The following is a 21891-nucleotide window of genomic DNA, read 5'->3' as shown; positions in this document are numbered from 1 at the left end:
CTTTTCACTAAAGACAATGATTTTTATCTTTAATTTTACTGCTATAATAAATGAAATTTTTGATGAACCATGTAAGAGTCGCCATGAATAACAAACTTTTACTCTGCGGTGTGATCGCAGCCACACTTTTAGTTGCTGCATGTGTTAAAAAAGAGCCGCCGAAAGAAGAACAGCAAACCGAAACGCAAACTGAGCAAACTGCACCTGCTGAATTCCAAAATCTAAATAGTGTAGATGCCAGCAATACCAGCACTGAGCCACAACAGCCTGCTCCTCTTGCTACGCCAGCACCAAGTGAAAGCACGCAACATGAGCCAGAACAACACGCGCAACCAGCACAGCCAAGCATTGAACAAACGCCACCGGCTGCTAGCAATGAAAATAATAGCCCTGCAGCTACAGTAAAAACAGAAAATACCAAAGACAAAGAAGCTACTGCTGCACCCAAAAATAGCAGTACAACGGCTAAATCTAGCGCAGCACAATCAGAAGATGATGCTGTTGCCGCTGCCATTGCTGCGGCAACCCCAGCATTAAAAAACTAACTTAAGCCTGTGCTGTGACGTCAAAACGATCTTGATCAGTAGTTCTGGCAAAAATAAAAAGCGATATGTCAGTGATATATCGCTTTTTAGTTGGGAAATATCTTTAAAATTTTAAATAAACACTTTATTTAAATAAACACTTTAAATGAGAGGAAAGTTCACAGGCTAAAATGCCGACTTGTAGACTAAAGCTCTGTAGCAGATCTTGTATCTGGCACATCAAACTCATCATCATCCATACAAGATTGCAGCACTTCCCGACCAAAACCTTTGACTGCCAATTGTTTTTCCTGATCCGACTTAAAAATAGGCAGCGCATATGCAGCTCTAATCACATCACTTAACATTTCACCGTGTTCGCCACCATGTTGCGCTTCAGCAACGATATCGTAAACTTGTTGTTGTGAGGTATTACTTTGCCGCGCAATCATAATCCACTCAGCTTGAATCGCTAAATTTTCACACATTTCACGATCATCATGGCTATAAGCGTGAAAACTTAGCACGCTCATCAAGGTCATCAATACTATTTTTTTCATCATATTTCACATTTTTATTGAGCATAATACTGTTTATTAGGCTGTGACAGTATTTGGCTATTGCAGAGTTTTTTAACAATTTAACAATCACAGCCTCAGTAAGTTTATGGGGTCTCTACGATATCGGCATATTGAGCACCCAATACCGCGATGAGATCATCTGGTTTCAGTCCGATGTCTAAACCTCTTTTTCCACCACTGACATAGACCTTATCGAGTGCAGCTGCGCTAGAGCATATCACCGTTTTTAAACGCTTTTTTTGAGCAAAAGGGCTAATCCCCCCGACTAAATACCCTGTTAAACGTTCTGCATCTTTGGGTTCAGCCATCTGTACTTTTTTACGGGCAAAAACTGCAGCGACTTTCTTTAGGTTCAGCTGATGTGCCACAGGCAAAATCGCCACAAAGTAGTGTTTATCATCGCAGACCAATAAGGTCTTAAAAACTTCATGTATGGCCAAACCAAGCTTTTCAGCCGCTTCCAAACCAAAGTTCTTTGCCTGCGGATCATGCTCATAGCTATGAATACTGAAATCGATTTTTTGTGTTTTTAAAAACTTACATGCAGGGGTCATAATCAATGAAATTAAAAGTTGAACGCAGCATTATGCTAATCGGGCTGGTACAACAGAGCAAGTTTTTAACTGAGATGGATTTTATATTTTGTGATAAAAAACCGCTTATACACTGGAATAATGCACAAATTTTAAGAGATAACGCACAGTAACTGGCTAACTTATAGACTTAAAATAGCAATATGCCGACAAAATAAGCAAAATTTTAATATTTTTGTAATATTCTCGCTGTGATACAAGATAAAGCTGGGCGCATGGCTATAATACGGGACTATTTTACTATGCCTTGCTGGGAAAATATGTCGCTCGAACACCTCAATATCACACTTTTTCAATATATCAATGCACCGATTAGCGCTTCAAATTTTGATATTCATTTAGCCATTTTTCTGGCAAAAGATACGCTTTATTTGCTGGCGATTTTTTTATTGGCTTATTGGGCATTTGGACAATATACGCAGAAATCTTTAGCACTAAAAGCCATGATCAATTGTGCTATTGCCCTCTTGGTAGGTTATTTGATTTCTTTAGTTTATCCACATCCTAGACCTTTTGTTTTAGGTGTTGGGCAAAACCTCATCGAACACGCGGCAACCTATTCTTTTCCAAGCAACCATATGTTGATATTTAGTTCGGTATTATTTAGTTTTTTATTGGCAAAAAAATATGCCATTGCCATTATACTTGGTGCAACGACTTTTCTAATGGCGTGGTCACGTATTTATGTTGGCGTACACTTTCCATTTGATATGTTCGGTGCACTAATGGTCACTGCATGCTGTAGTTATGTGGTGCATTATGTTTGGCCATATTGCCAAGGACCAATCATGCATTATAGCCTTTATATCTACCACCTTATTTTTCGCCCATTTATTCATCGGGGCTGGCTATCTAAATAAACACATCTCGTCATGGCTCTATATTGGAACAATACAGAGCCATTGAACAGCTAGCTTTTATAAGGGTTTAAGTATAAGCGTTTAAGCAGCCACCCTAGAACATATATACAGCTTCAACACGCTAAAATTACGGTACAATATTAAGCCCATCGACATATTGCCATACATACTAAAATAATTTTTAGAAATATATCTACATGCTACAATCATTTAAATTTTATAATACACATCATAGGATATTGCTGTGAGCTCTCATTCCAACCTTAGGGACAGCAAAGATAAAGCAGCTCCTAAACATAACGTCATGAGTCAATCATTAGCACGTTTTATTGCTTTTTTAACCAGACGCAGTGCACGTTTTATTACGGGTGCACGCAGTATGTGGGTCGGCTGTCAACCCGAACCCAAACAACGTATTTATTATGCCAACCATAATAGCCATATTGACTTTATCTTATTATGGTCATCACTGCCCAAAGCCATTCGCAAAGAAACACGCCCTATTGCAGCTTCAGATTACTGGGCTAAAGATCGTTTTCGACGTTTTTTAATTGAAGATACTTTTTGTGGTGTTACCATTCAACGCCAGCGTCAACAAAATAGTGAATTATCCGACCCTTTAGCACCGATTAAAACCGTACTGAGCGAAGGATCTTCAATTATTTTCTTTCCCGAAGGCACGCGCAACTTAGAAGATGATGTCGATCTGCTGAAGTTTAAAAGTGGCTTATACCATCTTCATCAACAATTCCCAGATATCGAAATTATCCCCGTTTGGATTTCCAACTTAAAACGTGTGATGCCCAAAGGTTCTTTTATTCCTCTCCCCCTACTCTCCACGGTTATTTTTGGTGAGCCTTTAACCGTAACGCTCGACATGGATAAACAAGCATTTTTAGACCACGCTGCAGCGCAACTACTGAAACTAAAAGATATTGAGCATCAAGCATGAATAATCTACATCAAAGTTACGTACTCTTTGCCATCTTTGCCGCTATTTTAGTATTTGCCTCAAGCGTAGGTTATATTCTTAAAAAACGTCAAAATAATAGTCAAAACAATAAAAGCTCAGCCGTCATAGATAATCTCAATGCACGAATTAATGCATGGTGGGTTATGCTCATCGTCTTAGCAGCCGCAGTATTCTTAGGTAAAATCGCATTTATTATTTTATTTGGCATTATTTCCTTTTTTGCTTTACGTGAATTTATTAGTTTACTACCCACACGACGTGGCGATTATTTCCCACTCTTGGTGGGTTTTTATTTTGTTATTCCTTATCAATATTATCTGGTTTATATCGACTGGTATGGAATGGCTTCAATTTTTATTCCACTCTATGTTTTTTTATTGATACCAATTGCCAGTTTAAAGCAAGAAGATACTACGCATTTTTTAGAACGCAGTGCCAAAATCCAATGGGGATTAATGGTTTGTGTTTATTGTATCGCGCATGTTCCAGCTATTTTAAATCTCAAACTCACAGGTTTTACTGGAGAAAAAATCTGGTTAGCGATTTGGCTCATCATGGTGGTACAGACCTCCGATGTATTGCAATATGTCTGCGGAAAACTATTTGGGAAACATAAAGTTGCTCCAACACTGTCCCCCTCTAAAACAGTCGAAGGCTTAGTTGGCGGGATCGCCTTAGCGACTTTATTGGGTGTGGCAATGCACTGGTTAACACCTTTTAATTATTGGCAAGCAGCGTTAATCGGTTTTATTGTTTGTATTTTTGGCTTCCTAGGTGGTTTGGTTATGTCTGCGATTAAACGTGATCGTGGTGTGAAAGATTGGGGGCAGTTAATCCATGGTCATGGTGGCATGCTGGACCGAATAGACTCCATTTGCTTTTCTGCTCCCATTTTCTTCCATATTTTACGTTATTGGTGGAACTAAACCGCTACGACCAAAGCTGATTGTGCAAACTCAATCAGCATCCAGCCCCTTCATTTAAATACGCCTTATTTTCCAGATAGTGCCTATACTTATTTATAGGCACATTGATAGTTTATAGGCATATTGGTAGGCATACCTCATAACTTGAGGAATTCGCAACCTTATTGGATCAAAAACCAGATTGGATCAAAAACTAGAAAACGCTTAAGGCATATGCTGCTGTGCAATACAAAAAGACCTCACTTATTTCAAGACTAGACATCATTTTTTCACGTTTCATTTCATCAAACTGTCATCGAAAGTTCACCGCTACGTCACATAACTTGCAGATACTGCTTAGCAAGTTGAGTAAGCGCCACAAGCTTTCGTTTATTCAATATTGATTACATCAGGCTCGTGCCATTTTGGACATGTTTTTGGAGAGAACCCAATGAAAAAAGTGCTACTCGCTGCAGCAGTTGCATCAATTAGCTTTAGCGCAGCGCATGCAGCGCCTACACTATATGGAAAATTAAACGTTTCATTGAATCAAGTCGATAACAATGATTTTAAAGGCAATGACCAAACACAATTAAATTCAAATGCTTCACGTATTGGGGTCAAAGGGGAAGAAAAACTTACTGATAATATCGGTGTTGTGTACTTGGCTGAATGGTCTATCTCTACAGATGGCTCAGGTTCAGATACGGACTTAAGCGCACGTAACCGTTATTTAGGCTTAAAGTTTAAAGATATCGGTACAGTAAAAGCAGGTTATTTTGACTCATACCTTAAAACCATTGCAGGCGATAACCAAGACATCTTCAATGATGACACCAACCTTGATATTACCAAAACCATGTATGGTGAAGAACGCTTAAAAAACGCTATTGGTTTTGAATCAGACAAAAACCTCCTCCCTATTCCATTACGCTTTAATGTAATGGCTGAGATGGGTGAGGACAACAGCTCAAAATATACCACCAAAAAACGTAATGGTTTTGGTAGTGGCGTAGCAACATCTTTAGTTTATGACAATAAAGATGCTGGTTTTAACGTTGCAATTGCCGGTAACTTCGGGGTGCAAGGTAAATATAATGCTTCTGATATCTCAGACAAAATTGAATCAGATTCTTATCGTTTTACCACCTCTTGGGATTTAACCAAAATAGGTGTCGATGGATTAACTCTCGGTGCTTTATACCAATATACCGAGCCGTCCAATTCTCCGTCTAAAGATCAATTAAAAGCACTGGGTTTAAAAACTTCAGCGGCATCTTTGGATGAAAAAGCCTGGGTTCTACAAGCAACTTACCGTGTTCCAAGCACACCTTGGGCCGTCAAAGGTCAATATCAATCTGCTAAGACATCATGGGATGAAGATGACCGTAAAATTGACCAATATGGTGTAGGTCTTGATTATAACTTTAATAAACAAGGGCGTTTTTATGCAGTATTGGCTCAACAAAAACGTAACTGGCTGAAAGAAGATGATAAGAAAACTGTATTTGGTGTAGGGATGATTTACAGTTTCTAATCTACGCTCGCAATAAACAGCATATTAAAAATGCCCATACTGTTTTATGGGCATTTTTATCATTTTATATATTTATATATCCTTTTGTCTGCTATATCGTCTTATATCTGGTCTTATATATCATCTCGTACCTTGTCTCATCTGGTTAATTGCATTCGGGTATTGAGCTGATTTAATTATTCCCAGTTCATTATTCCTCAGATTGTCCGATCCAATATATCTATGCAAGCACAGGATTAAGTATGGGCCGGATAATGTTGAGCAATCGTTTGTGCCAACATCACGGCTGTTGCCGCAGATAAAGTCCAGCCCAAATGACCATGCCCTGTATTATAAAAAATACCCCTTTGTTTACCTTTACCCACTACAGGCAGCATATTGGGCATCATCGGTCTTAATCCTGCCCATGGAATAACATGCTCGGTCGACACCCTAAAATGTTGATTCACCCAATCAATTAGTGGCTGTATACGATCTGCGCGAATATCTCGATTATAACCATTAAACTCAGCTGTACCCGCCACCCGAAGCCGCTGTTGACCGAGTCTAGAAGTCACAATCTTAGCACCTTCATCTAATAAGCTCACCCACGGCGCAGCAGCAATGCTCTGTTGATCTTGCAATTGAATGGTAATTGAATAGCCTTTGACTGGATAAACCTGTACCCGATCCCCGCACTGTTGTGCCAAGTGATAACTTTCCACACCTGCACAAACGACAATGGCATCGGCATGTAGATATTCTAGGTCTTGGCTAGTAGCAGCCACATGTTCCGGACTGGGTTGTAGTGTCAGGCTGATCTGCTGAGAATTGATCTGCTGAGAATCAGGCGCAATGTGCTGTACTTGCCATCCCATACGGTATTGAACACCATATTTTAGACTGGCATTTGCCAAGCCCACACTAAATTTATGAATATCCCCGGTAGCATCATCTGGACAATAAAAACCGCCGTAATAGTTTTGCTGTAAGGCAGGTTCGATCTGCTTTATTTCCTCAGCACTGACAGCATAACGATGTAATCCTCCCTGACACAACAGCTGGTTGACTTTGCTTGCCACCGCATAATCTTGCTGATTATGAAAAAAATGTAGAATGCCGCGTTTTTCTAAATCGAAATCAATACCTTCCTGATCTGCTATTGCAAATAAACGTTCACGCGCCAATAAAGCCAAACGTACCGTTTCTAAGGTATTGGCTTGATAATCTTTGATATGTCTTAAGAAAGCGATAAGCCAACTATATTTTTGTACACTAAAACTGGGGTTGAGTAACAACGGTGCATCTTTTTGCGCCATCCATTTTAGTCCCTTGATCACCGTAGACTTCTGATTCCACACCTCAGCATTACAAGCAGATAACTGCCCGCCATTGGCAAAAGAGGTTTCCATTGCCACATACAGATGTCGATCGATAACCGTAACCTCAAACCCTAATAAAGCCAACTCGTAGGCTGTCGTGACACCAGTAATACCTGCGCCAATGACTACGATATGTGTCATATTTATGCTCCTTTGAAATGTTAAAACATTTCAAGTCACACCCCATCTGTCACTGCTACCTGAGAGCTTCGACAATGCTTCAGCGCTATGCTTGATTTAAATCGGCTTAGATCAGCTGAAAATTCCCTTCCCCTTCGGTGAGTATTTTGATACGACGAACAAAATACTACTCTCCAGATTGTTATCATTATTACAGTCCTTTTGCCTGAGAGATTCCGGGGCTGTTGCTCCTTCGGCGGGCTCATTACGCCTCTCTTCTGCAATAATATATGAATCTATCCATTGTTATGCTGAGCAATACTTGTGCCAATCTCGTTATGCTTCCGATACGATTCAATTTGAAATCTTGCGAAATATGTGCTCATAATAGTGCCGTCATTTTTGCTTAAATATACCGCAATATCCTAATGACAAATTAACCTGCTTCGCAGACCAAGGCAATGAAAATTCAACACCAACTGCTACGAATAACAATCTAAATAATCTCTATATTCGTAGCCCACCCTGTACCGCCCTAAGGTGTAACGTTTTAGTAAAAATATCGTGAAATTTAATCAAGACCTGCGACTTGCTTATCCTTTGTTAGATTTTTAACGTAAACTATACAATTTAGTTACAAAAAACTTGGATGACCAATTGTCGGGCTTCATTAAATAATTAAACTAACAAATTCGAAAACCATAAGGTTTATTTATGAAAAAATTCCTCAAATATTTGGTCATTATTTTGATCATTTTGTTGATTTTGATCATCGCGTTTTTATATCGGCCTATTGCCAGTAAAGCGGTGAAAAATACAGCAGACGAGACCGTTGTAGATGTCGTATTGGTTGGTGGCGGTATTATGAGTGCTACCCTTGGTACCTATTTACAAGAGCTACAGCCCAATTGGACCATTCAGATGTTTGAACGGATGGACCAAGTTGCACAAGAAAGTTCCCAAGCTTTCAACAATGCAGGTACAGGTCATTCCGGCTTTATGGAAATGAATTATACCAGTGAAAAAGATGGCAAAATGGATATTAGCAAAGCCGTTAATACCGCTTCACAGTTTGAGATCAGTAAACAATTTTGGTCTTATCAAGTGAAAGAAGGCGTGCTACGTAATCCAAAAAGCTTTATCAATCCTGTTCCACATATCGCTTTTGTTTGGGGAGATAATGTAGATTTCCTTAAGAAGCGCTATGCAGCAATGACTGAAAATCCTCTGTTTTATGGTATGCAATACACCGATAACGCTGCCGAATTAAAACAATGGGCACCTTTGGTCATGCAAGGTCGTGAAGCCAACCAAAAAGTTGCTGCGACTCGCATGGATGTGGGCTCAGATGTTAACTATGGTGAAATCACCACACAGTTAATCAAAAATCTCACTAACAAACCTCAGTTTAAGCTCAGTACTTCAACAGAAGTAACCGGTATTAGCCGTAACGAAGATAAAACATGGACCATCAGTTTTAAAGATCTTAAAACGGCCAAAGAAGGTCATATCAAAACACGTTTTGTCTTTATTGGTGCGGGCGGTGCAGCGGTACGTTTATTGCAAATGACAGGCTTAGAAGAAACCAAACAATATGCCGGCTTCCCAATTGGTGGCGTCTTCTTAATGACGGACAATCCAGCAGTTACTGCACAACATAGCGCTAAGGTCTATGGTCGTGCTGAACTTGGTGCACCACCGATGTCTGTTCCGCATATCGATACACGTTATGTGAATGGTAAAAAATATGTTTTATTTGGTCCATTTGCAACATACTCCAACAAATTCTTGAAACATGGTTCACAACTCGATCTGATTGAATCGACCAACAAAAATAACGTCGGTGCGATGACAGCAGTCGGAGTACAGAACTTAGACTTAGTCAAATACTTGCTGAGCCAAGTTTCCATGTCCAAAGAAGATCAATTCGAAGAATTGAAAAAATATTACCCAGATGCAAAAATTGAAGACTGGACGCCATCACAAGGTGGTCAACGTGTTCAAATCATTAAAAAAGAACCTGGTAAAGAGGCCAAACTACAATTTGGTACTGAAATCTTTGTCTCTAAAGATGCCAGCGTAACGGGATTATTGGGTGCCTCTCCAGGTGCATCAACTTCACCGTATATTATGTTGGGCTTACTGGAAAAAGCATTCCCACAATATGTGAATGGTCCTTGGAATGCTAAATTACATGAGATTATCAAATCTTATAATCAAGATTTGAGTAAAGATCCGGTATTACTCGACCAAGTTCGTCAATATACCAGCAGTACCTTGGGTTTAAATTATAGCCCGCGTGTGAATCATCAAATCGCTGCACCCGCGCAAGCTGCCGCTACGGTACAGCATCATGCCGAAGCAGCACATTAATTCACACTCAGTATTTATGCTATAAGTGCTATTTTTATAAGTGCTATTTTTCTCTCAACACAGGTCGCTACCAGCGGCCTGTGTTTTTTCATAGCGGATGTAGCGAAGTTGAGATGCCTTTTTTAAGACTTAGGTCTTAAAACTGAGTGCTTAACAACGATGTTATTGCTCAGCCGTTTTAGACTGTAAAATCAAACATAGACCAATGAGTGCAATGCCACACCAGCCCAACAAAGACAATTGCTCTTTTACCACCAACATCGCAAATATTGCGGCAACAACAGGTTCAAATAAGGTGAGGGTCACAGCCTGACTCGCTGGGACGGTTTTTAAGCCGTAGCCAAATAATAAATATCCCAAGAACATTGGAATAAAAACCATATACAACAATACCCACAGATGGATCTGAGCATCGAAAATATTGCCTCCCGTCATCACTGCAATGGGAATTAATAAAATCGCGCCACAGCCAAAAACCAGACCAATCGCAGCTTTACTATGAAAACCTTTAGAAATCAGCATTTTGGCGACCCATGCATAGCAGGCATAAGTCAGTGCCGCCAACAAGCCCAATGCAATGCCATAATATTGTTGGTATGGCAGCTGGTTTTCTGAAAACTGTGGCGCTTGCTGTGGTTGTTGTGCCAAGGTCAATAGACCTATGCCCAATGCTCCAAAAATAAAACTTAGAATCCAACGCCGAGATAGTTTTTTCTTTTCAAAAGCCCATTCCAACACCGCACTAAACAACGGTGCACTGCCAATTGACACGACCGTACCAACCGTAATACCCGCCAAATGCATAGAAGAATAAAAAGCCAAAGGATAAATCGCAACAGATATGGCACCCAAAATGAGCAGTCCAATATTGGCGCGAATCTGATCACGAAAAGCGGCTATATGCCGCCATGCCAACAAAGCTTGTAATAGACCACTGCCCCCCATCGCAACGGCGCCAATGGTTAATGGGCTTAAGTTGGGTGCAAAGGCTGCGGCCGTACCGGTCGTTCCCCAAAAAATAGAAGCCAATAAAATAGCCCAGAAACCGAGGTTCACTGTGTTCACTTTAGCCATCAATGTGGGAAATCCTGAGCAAGTTGTTGTTGTACCATTTGCTTGGCTGCAAGCATTTTATCGCTGCACCCCTCTAAGCCCGCACGTGCAATCGCACCCTCTAAAATAAAAGACAGCAACTGCGCTTGTTGCGCACATTGGTTCTGATCTGTATATAACGCGGCTAAGTGTGTCTTTAAAATCTGTTCAACCTGTTCTTTATGCTGACGAACAGCCTGACGTTCAGGGCTATGGGCTGGAAATTCTGCCGCAGCATTGAGCAAACCACAGCCTCGAAAACCTTTTAGATAATCACCCTCTGCATGATCTTGATAAGCCTCAAATACTGCAATAACTTTCGCTACAGCATGCTCTGCTTGGGCTAAACGCGCAGCATATAAATCTAACCATTGTTGATGACGGGCTTCGATATAAGCCGCTATCAAATCGGATTTGGTCGGGAAATTATTATATAAGGACATTTTGGCCACACCCGCTTGCGCCGTAATGGTATTGATGCCGGTAGGATGAATTCCATCGTTATAAAATAAATTTGCTGCTGCATCCAAAAGCTTTTGCTTGGCATTGCGCTTCTGCGTACTGGTATTTTTCATGACACCCATAATATAAGTAGACCGACCTACCCAATATTAATTTAATACTTGCAAAATGCAAGTTCCAATTTTTACTTGCTGTATTATGCATTTGTATTTATGCTCTTTTTTCACTCATCAGGCTGAAGAGATATGCTCAAACTCATTGCTGAAGATTTTATTGCACCCGATAAAATTCAACAGGTTTTACCACTTTATGATGAATTGGTCAGACAAACCAAATTAGAGGCAGGATGTATCGCCTATGATCTTTATCATGATTTACGTGATCAGGGACATTTTGTTTTTATAGAGGAATGGCAAGATCGTGCCGCACTCGATGCGCATGTGGCATCAGAACACTTTCAAAGACTGGTAGCGCAAATCGACCAATTTACCCGAGATGATGCAAAGTTCACACATATGCAGAGTTATACTGAGCTTCTTAAGCCCTCGTTGTAAAAAGCCAATCGTGATAAAAACCAATTGGCTTTTTTATTAAGTATGTCCCGCCCTAAACAAGTTCCACCCTAAATAAGCTCAAGAGCAGTAAAACACCACCACACCACCGTGATCATCTTTTACTGCGAATTGAGGTCTCATTCTCCAGAGCCAAAGCTTGACTCGGCGATGTCTGATCATGACATTGAGCGACCAATCAAAGCAGGTTAAAAATCTATGCTCGCCGATAACATCAAGGTACGTGGTGCGCCAAGTGCGAGGTTAGACAATAACGGCATTCCCCAATAAGACTTATTGGTAATATTGTGCAGGGTACCGCGCAAGGTCAATGGATGATTGGCAAGCATGGTGTTATAGCGTGCACCGACATCATACAGCGTACGTCCAGCAACAGAAATTTCATTGTCTGCAGTAATATATTGCTTAGATACTGCGGTTGCATTGGCGATTAAAGTCACACCTTGTAACATCGGCAGATCCCATTCAGCAGCAAGCTTCGCCTGAGTCTTGGCAACACCAGTCGCAATTTTTCCTTGGTTTATGCCCGATTGTGTCCGTGTCAGCTTCGGTTCGACATAGGCAACGCCTCCCATCAAACGCACATGATCCATCGCTTCGCCAAAGAACCCCCACTCGATTCCACGGTTACGCTGCTCCCCGCCAAAAGAATAGATATTACTGAAGGGGTCGGTATAACCATTGGGCTTTTTAATTTGGAAAGCACTGAGTGTATGGCTAAAACGTCCTAAATCAAGTTTTGCCCCTATTTCATATTGTTTGGTTTTATAGGGTTCAAACTCTTCAAAGGCATTCTCTGCATCCCACGGCGCGCGACCACCTTCACTTAAACCCTCGATATAATTTCCATAAAGAGAGAGTTGATCAGTTGCTTTTAGCAAGAGTGCAACTGCAGGCGTAATGGCATGTTGTTGACTACCAGTCAAAGTTTTAACGTCTTGGCGACGTAAGCCCAAGGTCAACTGTATGCGCTGCTGTGCCAACGATAAAGTATCGGCCAAACCATAACTGCTCAGCCGCGCACCGGAATGTGAGATATGCGGGGTGATAAATTCTGCGGCGTCCCCCCAGCTTGGATCATAAATATTGGTAACATGATCGGCGCCCGGTACAGTACGGCGTCCATAATCATCTTGCGTGCGTTTATGATAGCTTGCATTGACAGCCCATTGATGTTGAATTGCCCCAGTATTGAACTGACCTTTTAAGCCAACATCTGCAGATTTTTTATCAATGTCAAAAGCAAGCTGCCCTATGCTGGTCTTATAATTTCCTTGATCATCCAACAGCGTTGCCAGCATGGTCCCGTTATATTTATATTCAGATTTCGCCTGCCCAAAAGACGCATAAAGCTGTAGATCATTGCGAATATCATATTCAGCACGCAGTACATAACCGCGGTCTTTTGACTCGGCAAATCCCCAGTCTGGATTGAGCAAAGTATTGGCTTTCGGTGCTTTGGGAATGTCTAAACCTGCTGCTAAATTAATGCCGCGTGTTGGTCCATCTATATGATCTTCTGTGGTGTATAAATCGGCAGAAAGTCGTAATTGCTCGGTTTTCCAATCTAGCCCCAAAGATGCCAACTGCACTTTTTTATCTTGTTTCTTAATCGCCCCCTCACCATCACGGTACGCAGTATTGAAACGAATACCCAATTGCTGCTGTTCACCAAAACGGCGTGCGACATCAAGGTGTCCACCAAATTGTGCATTGGACATATAATTGAGCGTTAAGCGTGTTAAAGGATCTGCTCCTGCATGTTTCGGTAACAGGTTAATCGCACCACCGACAGAACCTCCTGGCGGCATACCATTTAACAATGCAGTCGGTCCTTTCATCACTTCAATATGTTCAAACATTTCTGGTGAACTACGATAATTCGGTGCCATGCCGACCAAGCCAGCATACATCATGTCACTGGTATTGCTATTAAAACCACGAATTGAATAATTTTCACTCCACGCACCCGTTACGCCATTACTAAATACCGTCGGGTCTGTTGCCGCAATCACTTCGGTAATATCTTTGGCTTGGCGATCTGCAATAAATTGCTCGGTATAACTCACCACACTAAAGGGAGTTTCCATGATGGTTTTATTACCCAGCAGCCCAACGCGACCACCACTTGCAACTTGCCCACCCGCATAGGCGGCGGTGACGTCATTGGCTTGCGCCTTTAGGGTAATAACTGGGAGCGTATTTTCCTCAGCAGTCACAGCTGTACTGGCAAACAGCACACCATGACTTAAACTAAGACTCAACCCCAATAGGACTTGTGCTTGAGCAATATGATTGAGTTTAAAATAGCGACCGATCGGCGCTTGTGCTGATCTACAAGTGCGCGTTTTGAGAGATGCTTGATGTTTCATATATTGAACTTCCTTAGGTTTTTTAAAGCGAACGACCCCTAGCACGCAATATTTTCAAAATTGCATGGCTTTGATCTGTTCATGGATCAATGCTGTTGGCTGGGTAGAAAAACCTGGCGATGAATCAGTGTTAAAGCACGATGCTCAGCGCGTGGGATTAACACGTGGCATGATGTAACGTGCATAGACGTACATAATAGATATGAGCTGCTTTGCAGCGGCTCTGTGTTAGAACGTACTGGGCTGGGGAGTGGCATAGCCTTTGAGTACGTCATCAATCACGATATGCAGTGACCGTACGCTGGCTGCTGTCACATACCAAGCATCGGCATCGACAAAAATAACGCGACCATTTTTCCATGCTTTGGTTTGGCGTAACAATGGATTGCTCACTTGATCTGCAGCAATAACAGGTCGATGTTCCATCACCGCAGTGCGATCAATGATATAAAGAATATCTGGATCGGCATGTTGAATAAATTCACTGCTAATCGGTTGTCCATGAACACTAGACGCATTAACCTGACTGGCTGACTTCACCCCGAGTTGATCAAAAACAAAGGCATAACGCGATTGTGGTCCAAAAGCGCTAAAAGCCCCATTGTTATGCATCACCACCAATGCTTTTTCTGGACGATTCGCAAGCTGTTGTTGGGCGGTATTTAGCTTGTGCTCTAAGGCAGTAATTTTCTGCTGAGCCAATGCTTCCTTATCAAAAATTTTGCCTAGATCAAGTAGATGCTGCTTAACAATATTAAAATGCTGACCTTGGCTATTGCTATAATCGACGTCGTAATACAATGTTGGTGCAATTTCACTGAGCTCTTGATAATGATTCGCCTGATTGGCTGTCATCAAAATTAAATCGGGCTGTAATGCATGGACACGTTCCATATTGGGTTGCACGATGGCACCAAGATCTTGTACCGTAGCATCATGTTGATACTTCTCTAAAAAGTGTGGAATAAAATCTTTCACCATACCGGCGATGGGCACTTCCAGCTGATCTAGAAAATCAACTTCATTCATATCTAATGCAGCAACGCGTTGTGGACGAGTGGTCAGCTGAGTGACACCCATCTGGTGTTGAATTTCAATTGGACTCGCCAAACCTTGTGCAGATTTATGCGCGGTATTGTCAGCGTCAGCTGTTTGCTTCTGACAAGCGCTCAATAAGCAGGCACTGAACAATGTGCATACTGTGATTCGAGCAATATTTTGCCAACTCATGGGTTATTCTCCCCTAGGATTAAAGTAATTACACAACCTACCCTGCGCATCTTGCACAATGGAAAATGTTAAGTCGTATAAGTCACTGAGTTTTTGTTCGGTCACGGTTTCTTCAACCGTGCCGCTAAAATGAATTCTGCCGTCTTTCAATGCCAAGATATAATCGGCATAGCTGGCAGCAAAATTAATATCATGGATCACTAAAATCACCGTACGCCCTTGCTCATCACAAAGCCGACGCAGTGCACGCATCAATTGCACCGCGTGTTTCATGTCTAAATTGTTCAGTGGTTCATCTAGTAACAGCACAGGTGTTTGTTGGGCAATGACCAGCGCCAGAAAAGCCATTTGTCTTTGCCCACCACTTAACTGATCTAGCGTCTTTTCGGCCAAAGCACTCAACCCCAGAAACTGTAAAGACTCAGCAATGATTTGATGATCTTGTGCATTTAAATGACCTTTGCTATAGGGAAAACGCCCAAAAGCCACCAATTCTTGTACCTGTAACTTTAAATGAAAGCCCGGAAACTGCCTGAGCGTTGCAACTTGCTTGGCATAATCTGCCAGTTTGATCTGGCGAATATCCTGCTGATTCAATAAAATCTGACCTTGACTCGGCTGTTGTAAACCTGCGAGTTGCATCAATAAGGTCGATTTACCCGCACCATTGGGACCAATCAATGCAGTCAATGCATGCGCAGCAAAGGTGATATTGATATCTTGCAATACGCTTTGGCGATCATATTGATATGCCAAATCTCGTACTTCAATCATGTGATACTCCCACGTCGGTACAGCATCAAACCCAGAAAATAAATGCCACAGAGTAAATTGATTAAAATACTCACCGTGGTTTTATAGTTAAAAAGGTGCTCAACCAAAAGTTGTGCAGTTAAGAAAATCACCATGGCCACCACACAGCCAAAAGCCAAGGTCAGCGCATGACGATGACGCTGTGCCAAGGCATAAGCGATATTGGCAATAAAAATCCCCATAAATGCGACAGGACCAATCAGACTGGTCGAAATCGCTACCAAAACGGCAAGCAAAGCCATATAAAAACGCAAATAACCCTGATGATTGACCCCAAGAGACAAAGCTTGCTCACGCCCCAATGCCATCACATCTAAAACCGCACAGCCGGAACGAATAAAATATAAAATCACCAGCAAAACAGTGGTAGAGATCAATAGCGTATCGGGACGGACACGGTTAAAAGAGGCATAACTCAAACCCTGAAATACGGTAAATTCACCAGGGCTGATTTTCAGTTGAATAAATTGGCTAATCGTCAGCATAACCATGCTCAAGACCAGTCCCAGCAATAACAGCTGATATACGTCTGTTTGCGCACGTGCCAATACTGTTCGCTGCAAGAGCAAGGAATACAGCAACATCAACAGCGCCCCCAGCACAAACTGTCCAAGACTGCCCAATAGCGTCAGTCCAGCGCTGCCCAAGACATATAACAACAGCGATTGCCATAACAGATACACCGCCTCATAGCCCATCACCGCAGGTGTCAAAATACGATGTCCAACCAGACTTTGAAAAATAATGGCAGAACACGCCACACAACAGGCTGCAACGGCTATAGCACCAAGCCTTAAGAAGCGCTTGCTCAGGATGTAATGCCAATCCCCTTCAGCACCATAGAACACAAAGCCTATGCAAAGCAGTAATAGCAATATGCAGAGCAGCAACAAACGTCGATTCATCGTTGTGCCCCACGTAAAATAAACAACAAGAAAATAATCCCGCCCAAGATACCCGCGGTTAAACCAATCGGAACTTCGTAGGGATACAGTATTAAGCGACTCGCAATATCACAACTGATCAATAAACTTGCGCCACTCAATGCAATGATGGGCAAGGTTGTTTTAAGATGATCGCCATAGCGCAAAGCCACTAAATTGGGCACAACTAAGCCAATAAAAGGAATTGCCCCCACGGTAATGACCGTGGCGCCAACCGTTACAGCAACCAAGACCAGCCCCAAAGCAGCAATTGCAGCATAATGAATGCCGAGACTTCGGCTCATTGCGTCCCCCATAGCCACAATGGTAAAGCGCTGCGCATAGACATAGGTCAGTATCACAATCGGTAGAATTACATAGATCATTTCATAATGACCTTGTACGATCCGTGAAAAATCTCCCATTAACCACGTTTGCATGCTTTGTAAAATTTGCTGCTGATAGGCATAAAACTCTGCAATCGCACTTAAAACACTGCCATACATCAAGCCGATGACAGGCACCAAGACTTGCTGACTCAAGCGAATCCGACGAATAATGGCGATATAAATTAAGCTTGCCAAAAAGCAAAACAATATTGCACTCAACATCCGCAACATATGCGTAGCATGTGGCAGAGTGCCAATGGCCACTAAAATCCCTAATTTCGCCGCATCTAAACCACCAGATGTTGCGGGCTCTACAAATTTATTGCGTACAATATGCTGTAAAATTACACCGCATACCGACAAGCCCACACCAGTTAGGATCAACGCCAGTAAACGGGGCACGCGACTGGCAGTAATAGTCAGCCAAAACTGTTCTGTGTTGAACCCAGTGTTTTGCCATAAAGGTTGTGACCCAATTCCCAAAGATAGGACACAGAGACCGAAAAAAAGGCACACTAATCCTAGGGGCAGCCGAGAACTGCCCACTTTTAGCTGTTGATTCATTCGATATGCCAGCCCTTGACCCGTTGTTGTTGCTGTAAAAATTCAGCATAGTGCCCTTGCTGTGCAAGCAGTTGCTCAGGCGCACCTTGCTCAACAACCCGACCCTGCTCCAGCACGACAATCTGATCGGCATCCGTAATGGTCGCCAGTTGGTGTGCGATCACTAAAATGGTGCGTTGACCTTTGAGTTGCAACAATAAATTGCTAATCAATGCTTGGTTTTCGGCATCTAAGGCAGCGGTTGCTTCATCGACCAGTAAAATTGCAGCATCCTTCATCAATGCCCGCGCAATAGCGATACGTTGTCGCTCCCCTCCTGATAAACGCGCCCCACCTTCGCCCACCAAACTATGTATGCCTTCCGGTAGCCTGTGCAATAAGGGTTGTAGTCCGACTTGATGTGCCATCGCGATAATCTCTGCATCGCTGGCATGGGCTTTGGCAATGCCAATATTGTCGGCAATACTGCCTGCAAAGAGATAATTATCTTGGAAAATCTGACTGATTTGTGCAGCAAGTTGAGCCGTTGGCATGCTACGCACATCCACCCCGCCAATCATAATCTTGCCAGCTTGTGGATCAAAAAATCGTGCAATTAACCGTGCCAAAGTACTTTTACCCGAACCCGATGTCCCGATCAGTGCGGTCATACTTCCTGCCGGCAAATATAGGTGAATGTCTTGCAGTACAGCAGGTTGTTGATCGTGATAGCGAAAAGATAACTGTTCAATCGTAATGCTGTGGTCTAACAAGACTTGTGGCTGTGATGCCTCCGTTAAAGCTTGGGCTGCAAAAATCTGTTCAAGCTGTTGTATCTGCTCAGTAGCACTGCGGATCACCTCACTGTATCCAGCCAATTCCAACAACGGCTCAATAAAACGAAAAATCACCAAGATAGCCGCCAAGGTCAGCCATAAATCCGCCAATGGAATAGCTGCTGCAGAGAACAAACTTAAACCCTGCAAGGTCACAAGAAATAGTACGGCAAAAAGCGACTGTACGACCCACGCATTACATAGCGCAGCACAGGAGGATAGTAAAATCAGTTTAAAACCCGATTGATGCTGTTGATCTACTGCTTGTTGCAGCAGGCGTGTACTTTGTCCTTCAGCATTAAATGCCCGTAATACCGATTGTGCCTGAGCAAATTCCACGATCCGTTGACTGGCAGCGGCAAAACGTTGTTGGAATGCTGCATCTGCTTGTGCAGAAAGATAAGCACTTACTTTAAACATCAGGACTAAAATGGCTAAGCCACATAGGGCAATTGCCCCTAAGATCGGATTTATGCAAAACAGCGCCAACATCATCATGACTGCGATTACCATAGCGACCAACACTGGGGTAAAAACATGTGCTGGCAGTTGTGCTATTACCATCACCCCATGATTCACGATATGACTAAACTGCGTATTATTGTGTTGATTAAACCAACCCACTGGCAACGTCGCAACGTGCTGTCCAAGACGCTGCCGCAGACCTTGCAAAAGCTTTACCCCAACCGCAATACCGGCTTGCTCTACCTGTGCGCGCCAATACCAACACAGTGCAACCGCAAGAATCAGCACAACAAGCCATAACAGCAGATTGATCTGCCCACCATGCAAAAGCTGTAACAATAGCCACAAACTCAAGCCCATCATCAGACCACACAACACCGCATACGCCACACATAAAGCAACATAGCGACGAAATTGTGCAGCATCATCTGCTAATAGTCCTATAAATTTTTTTAGCATGATCTTGCTCCGGTACTTGTATTTGTACTTGTAGCACTTAGCAGATCATCCGCTGTGGTCACGACCAGCGCTGGTGCAGCTTGTGGTTGCGCTGCAAGTCGCCACAAGGCAGCATATCGACCATTTTGCTGTAATAATTGCTGATGACGACCTTGTTCGATAATTTTTCCATCATCCATCACCAAGATTTGTGCGGCATGCATAATGCTCTGTAAGCGATGTGCAATAATCAGGACTGTACGATTTTGTGCAAACTGTGATAGCGCCTGTTGAATAGCAACTTCACTGGCTGCATCAACAGCTGCGGTTGCTTCATCCAAGACTAAAATCGGAGGGTCCAACAACATGGCACGTGCCAAACTGATGCGCTGTTGTTCACCTCCTGAAAATTTCACATCAACACCGACTATAGCGTCATAGCCTTTTTCCTCAGCCATAATACGCTCGTGAATATGTGCTGCACGTGCAACCGCTTCGACTTCTGCTGCGGTTGCAGATAAACGCCCAAGTGCAATATTGTCGCGTACACTGGCATGAATCAGTTGTACATCTTGTAAGACAAATCCGATATGCTGATACAAACTTGCTGGACTTAAGGCACGGATATCGACACCACCTAGGCTAATTCGCCCTGCTGTGACATCAAAAAAGCGTAATAATAATTGCGCGATGGTAGACTTTCCTGCTCCCGAAGCGCCCACAATAGCCGTCACCTGATTGGCCGCTAAATGAAAATTTAAATTGTGCAATAACACCTGCTCATCATGATAAGCAAAGCTGACATTTTCAAAGCGCACGCTATGGTCTTGAATTTGTGCTGCTTGGTCTGGTATTGGATAAGATAAAATCTCTACATCAAATAAAGCCAATACCCGCTGTGCTGCCGCAGTACTGCTTTGTAAATCATGCAATAAAGTATGTAATAGCAATACTGGTGCGCATATTGCCGGTGCAATGATGGCAAAAGGATATAACTGAAGTACACTGCCCCAGCCCATCTCAACAAATACAGCAATAGCGATGACCACCACAGCTAAAATCGTGACTGGGGCAATCATGGCATGGGCGTGAGCCATTGCAGCCACCAAAGGTCGTGTAAATTCTTGAAATGCCAGTGCAAATGCATCTACGGCTTGACGATAACGTCTGGATGCTTGCCCACTTTGTGCAAAGGTTTTGAGTACAGGAATCGCTTGTGAAAACTCCACAGTCGTCGTTTGTATGGCTGCCATTTTCGTAGCAAAATCCTGAAACTTATCCTGGCTTGCCCGCATGGCATACGCTAAGAACCAGACAAAAGCTAAAAATGGCAATAACACCACGATTGTCATACGCCAATCGATCCATAACATGCACAACACAGCCATGACAATACTGCCGACAGCACGCCCTACAGCCGGATAAAAATGTGCCGTTAAGCTATGTAACATGGCAATATCATCTTGCAAAATCTGCTTTACTTCGCCAGAACTATGCTGTCTAAACCAACCTAAAGGTAGTTGCGACAGGTGTTCAGCAAGCTTTAAGCGTAAACCTTGCGTCATCCGGTTATCCGCAATATGCGCCACCATTTCACCCGCAGTCATCAACAGCATCCCCAACAATAAACTCAACACACTGATTGTTGTTATGGTCGCGATGCTATAGTCTATATTGGCATGTAATATCGCATGACTACCACGCAGCAACAGATGCTCTAACAGATAGGCAATTCCGAGCATAGGCAACAATGTCAACATTGCCCCCACAGCGGCAAGCAATGTTGCCAGCATCAATGGTCGGTAAATGGGTGCAAGAACTTGCCGTATTGGGCTCACATGCTGTGTTACAGTTGTTTTATCACCACCATGCATATTGAATCTATCCAGAAAATCAAACAGAATTTGGAATGCTTAACCATCAACAACG

The 21891-nt window shown here is 42.6% G+C and carries 20 protein-coding genes and 1 riboswitch; of the genes, 8 read left to right on the top strand and 12 right to left on the bottom strand.

Translation table 11 applies throughout. The features are described from left to right. The first annotated feature begins 83 nt into the window (after positions 1–83). Positions 84–545, top strand: coding sequence for a hypothetical protein (locus BFG52_RS06950; protein ID WP_067553937.1), 462 nt, complete (start codon positions 84–86; stop codon positions 543–545). A gap of 185 nt (positions 546–730) precedes the next feature. Here BFG52_RS06950 and BFG52_RS06945 read toward each other — a convergent pair whose 3' ends face one another. Further along, positions 731–1087: a hypothetical protein gene (locus BFG52_RS06945; protein WP_157758079.1), complete on the bottom strand. Its 357-nt coding sequence runs from the start codon at positions 1085–1087 to the stop codon at positions 731–733. Between the two features lie 101 nt (positions 1088–1188). Then, a complete protein-coding gene (gene ybaK / locus BFG52_RS06940; protein WP_067553931.1) occupies positions 1189–1659 on the bottom strand; it encodes a Cys-tRNA(Pro) deacylase in 471 nt (156 codons plus the stop codon). A gap of 5 nt (positions 1660–1664) precedes the next feature. On the opposite strand from ybaK, the gene BFG52_RS17150 reads away from it, so the two are divergent. The 5 genes from BFG52_RS17150 to BFG52_RS06920 all read left to right on the top strand — a co-directional run bounded on the left by BFG52_RS17150 (position 1665) and on the right by BFG52_RS06920 (position 5973). Then, positions 1665–1811, top strand: a complete 147-nt coding sequence (locus BFG52_RS17150; RefSeq protein ID WP_169817564.1) for a hypothetical protein — start codon at positions 1665–1667, stop codon at positions 1809–1811. A 147-nt stretch (positions 1812–1958) separates the two neighbouring features. Next, positions 1959–2558: an undecaprenyl-diphosphatase gene (locus BFG52_RS06935; RefSeq protein WP_067553929.1), complete on the top strand. Its 600-nt coding sequence runs from the start codon at positions 1959–1961 to the stop codon at positions 2556–2558. Positions 2559–2862: 304 nt separating this feature from the next. Beyond that, a complete protein-coding gene (locus tag BFG52_RS06930) occupies positions 2863–3510 on the top strand; it encodes a lysophospholipid acyltransferase family protein (protein ID WP_067553926.1) in 648 nt (215 codons plus the stop codon). Next, on the top strand, positions 3507–4457 hold the full coding sequence (locus tag BFG52_RS06925) for a phosphatidate cytidylyltransferase (RefSeq protein ID WP_067553923.1): 951 nt from the start codon (positions 3507–3509) through the stop codon (positions 4455–4457). Before BFG52_RS06930 ends, BFG52_RS06925 begins: the two co-directional genes overlap by 4 nt. A 430-nt stretch (positions 4458–4887) precedes the next feature. After that, positions 4888–5973 (top strand): porin, encoded by a 1086-nt coding sequence (locus BFG52_RS06920; RefSeq protein WP_067553921.1) that lies wholly within the window; start codon positions 4888–4890, stop codon positions 5971–5973. Between the two features lie 236 nt (positions 5974–6209). On the opposite strand, the gene BFG52_RS06915 is transcribed toward BFG52_RS06920, so the two are convergent. Then, positions 6210–7475 carry a D-amino acid dehydrogenase gene (locus tag BFG52_RS06915; RefSeq protein WP_067553918.1) on the bottom strand — a complete coding sequence of 422 codons (1266 nt, stop codon included), beginning with the start codon at positions 7473–7475 and terminating at the stop codon, positions 6210–6212. A gap of 183 nt (positions 7476–7658) precedes the next feature. Then, a riboswitch (glycine riboswitch) is annotated at positions 7659–7745 on the bottom strand. Between the two features lie 423 nt (positions 7746–8168). Between BFG52_RS06915 and mqo the strand changes: the two genes are divergently transcribed. Continuing rightward, the gene (gene mqo / locus BFG52_RS06910) at positions 8169–9827 is read left to right on the top strand and encodes a malate dehydrogenase (quinone) (protein ID WP_067553915.1); all 1659 of its coding nucleotides are present in this window, start codon (positions 8169–8171) and stop codon (positions 9825–9827) included. A 162-nt stretch (positions 9828–9989) separates the two neighbouring features. On the opposite strand, the gene BFG52_RS06905 is transcribed toward mqo, so the two are convergent. Further along, entirely contained in the window at positions 9990–10901 is a 912-nt protein-coding gene (locus tag BFG52_RS06905) for a DMT family transporter (RefSeq protein ID WP_067553912.1), read from the bottom strand. Continuing rightward, positions 10901–11494: a TetR/AcrR family transcriptional regulator gene (locus tag BFG52_RS06900; RefSeq protein ID WP_067559273.1), complete on the bottom strand. Its 594-nt coding sequence runs from the start codon at positions 11492–11494 to the stop codon at positions 10901–10903. The genes BFG52_RS06905 and BFG52_RS06900 overlap by 1 nt, the downstream gene beginning before the upstream one ends. Before the next feature lie 132 nt (positions 11495–11626). Between BFG52_RS06900 and BFG52_RS06895 the strand changes: the two genes are divergently transcribed. After that, positions 11627–11935 (top strand): putative quinol monooxygenase, encoded by a 309-nt coding sequence (locus BFG52_RS06895; RefSeq protein WP_067553909.1) that lies wholly within the window; start codon positions 11627–11629, stop codon positions 11933–11935. A 206-nt stretch (positions 11936–12141) separates the two neighbouring features. Here the strand turns inward: BFG52_RS06895 and BFG52_RS06890 are convergent, their stop codons facing one another. The 7 genes from BFG52_RS06890 to BFG52_RS06860 all read right to left on the bottom strand — a co-directional run bounded on the left by BFG52_RS06890 (position 12142) and on the right by BFG52_RS06860 (position 21836). Next, positions 12142–14325, bottom strand: coding sequence for a TonB-dependent receptor (locus BFG52_RS06890; RefSeq protein ID WP_081408643.1), 2184 nt, complete (start codon positions 14323–14325; stop codon positions 12142–12144). A gap of 228 nt (positions 14326–14553) precedes the next feature. Next, a complete protein-coding gene (locus BFG52_RS06885) occupies positions 14554–15555 on the bottom strand; it encodes a siderophore ABC transporter substrate-binding protein (RefSeq protein WP_067553906.1) in 1002 nt (333 codons plus the stop codon). Positions 15556–15558: 3 nt separating this feature from the next. Continuing rightward, complete coding sequence (locus tag BFG52_RS06880) at positions 15559–16329, bottom strand: iron ABC transporter ATP-binding protein (protein WP_067553903.1); 771 nt, start codon at positions 16327–16329, stop codon at positions 15559–15561. Further along, positions 16326–17273: an iron chelate uptake ABC transporter family permease subunit gene (locus tag BFG52_RS06875; protein ID WP_067553901.1), complete on the bottom strand. Its 948-nt coding sequence runs from the start codon at positions 17271–17273 to the stop codon at positions 16326–16328. Before BFG52_RS06875 ends, BFG52_RS06880 begins: the two co-directional genes overlap by 4 nt. Then, positions 17270–18244, bottom strand: a complete 975-nt coding sequence (locus BFG52_RS06870) for an ABC transporter permease (protein WP_407639237.1) — start codon at positions 18242–18244, stop codon at positions 17270–17272. Before BFG52_RS06870 ends, BFG52_RS06875 begins: the two co-directional genes overlap by 4 nt. After that, a complete protein-coding gene (locus BFG52_RS06865) occupies positions 18241–19983 on the bottom strand; it encodes an ABC transporter ATP-binding protein (protein WP_067553898.1) in 1743 nt (580 codons plus the stop codon). The genes BFG52_RS06870 and BFG52_RS06865 overlap by 4 nt, the downstream gene beginning before the upstream one ends. Next, positions 19977–21836, bottom strand: coding sequence for an ABC transporter ATP-binding protein (locus BFG52_RS06860; protein ID WP_067553895.1), 1860 nt, complete (start codon positions 21834–21836; stop codon positions 19977–19979). The genes BFG52_RS06865 and BFG52_RS06860 overlap by 7 nt, the downstream gene beginning before the upstream one ends. Positions 21837–21891 lie beyond the last annotated feature (55 nt).

The sequence above is a fragment of the Acinetobacter larvae genome, assembly GCF_001704115.1.
GTDB classification, from domain to species: Bacteria; Pseudomonadota; Gammaproteobacteria; order Pseudomonadales; family Moraxellaceae; genus Acinetobacter; species Acinetobacter larvae.
The sequence above is the reverse complement of the archived record's forward strand: the minus strand, read 5'-3'. Positions and strand labels throughout refer to the sequence as shown.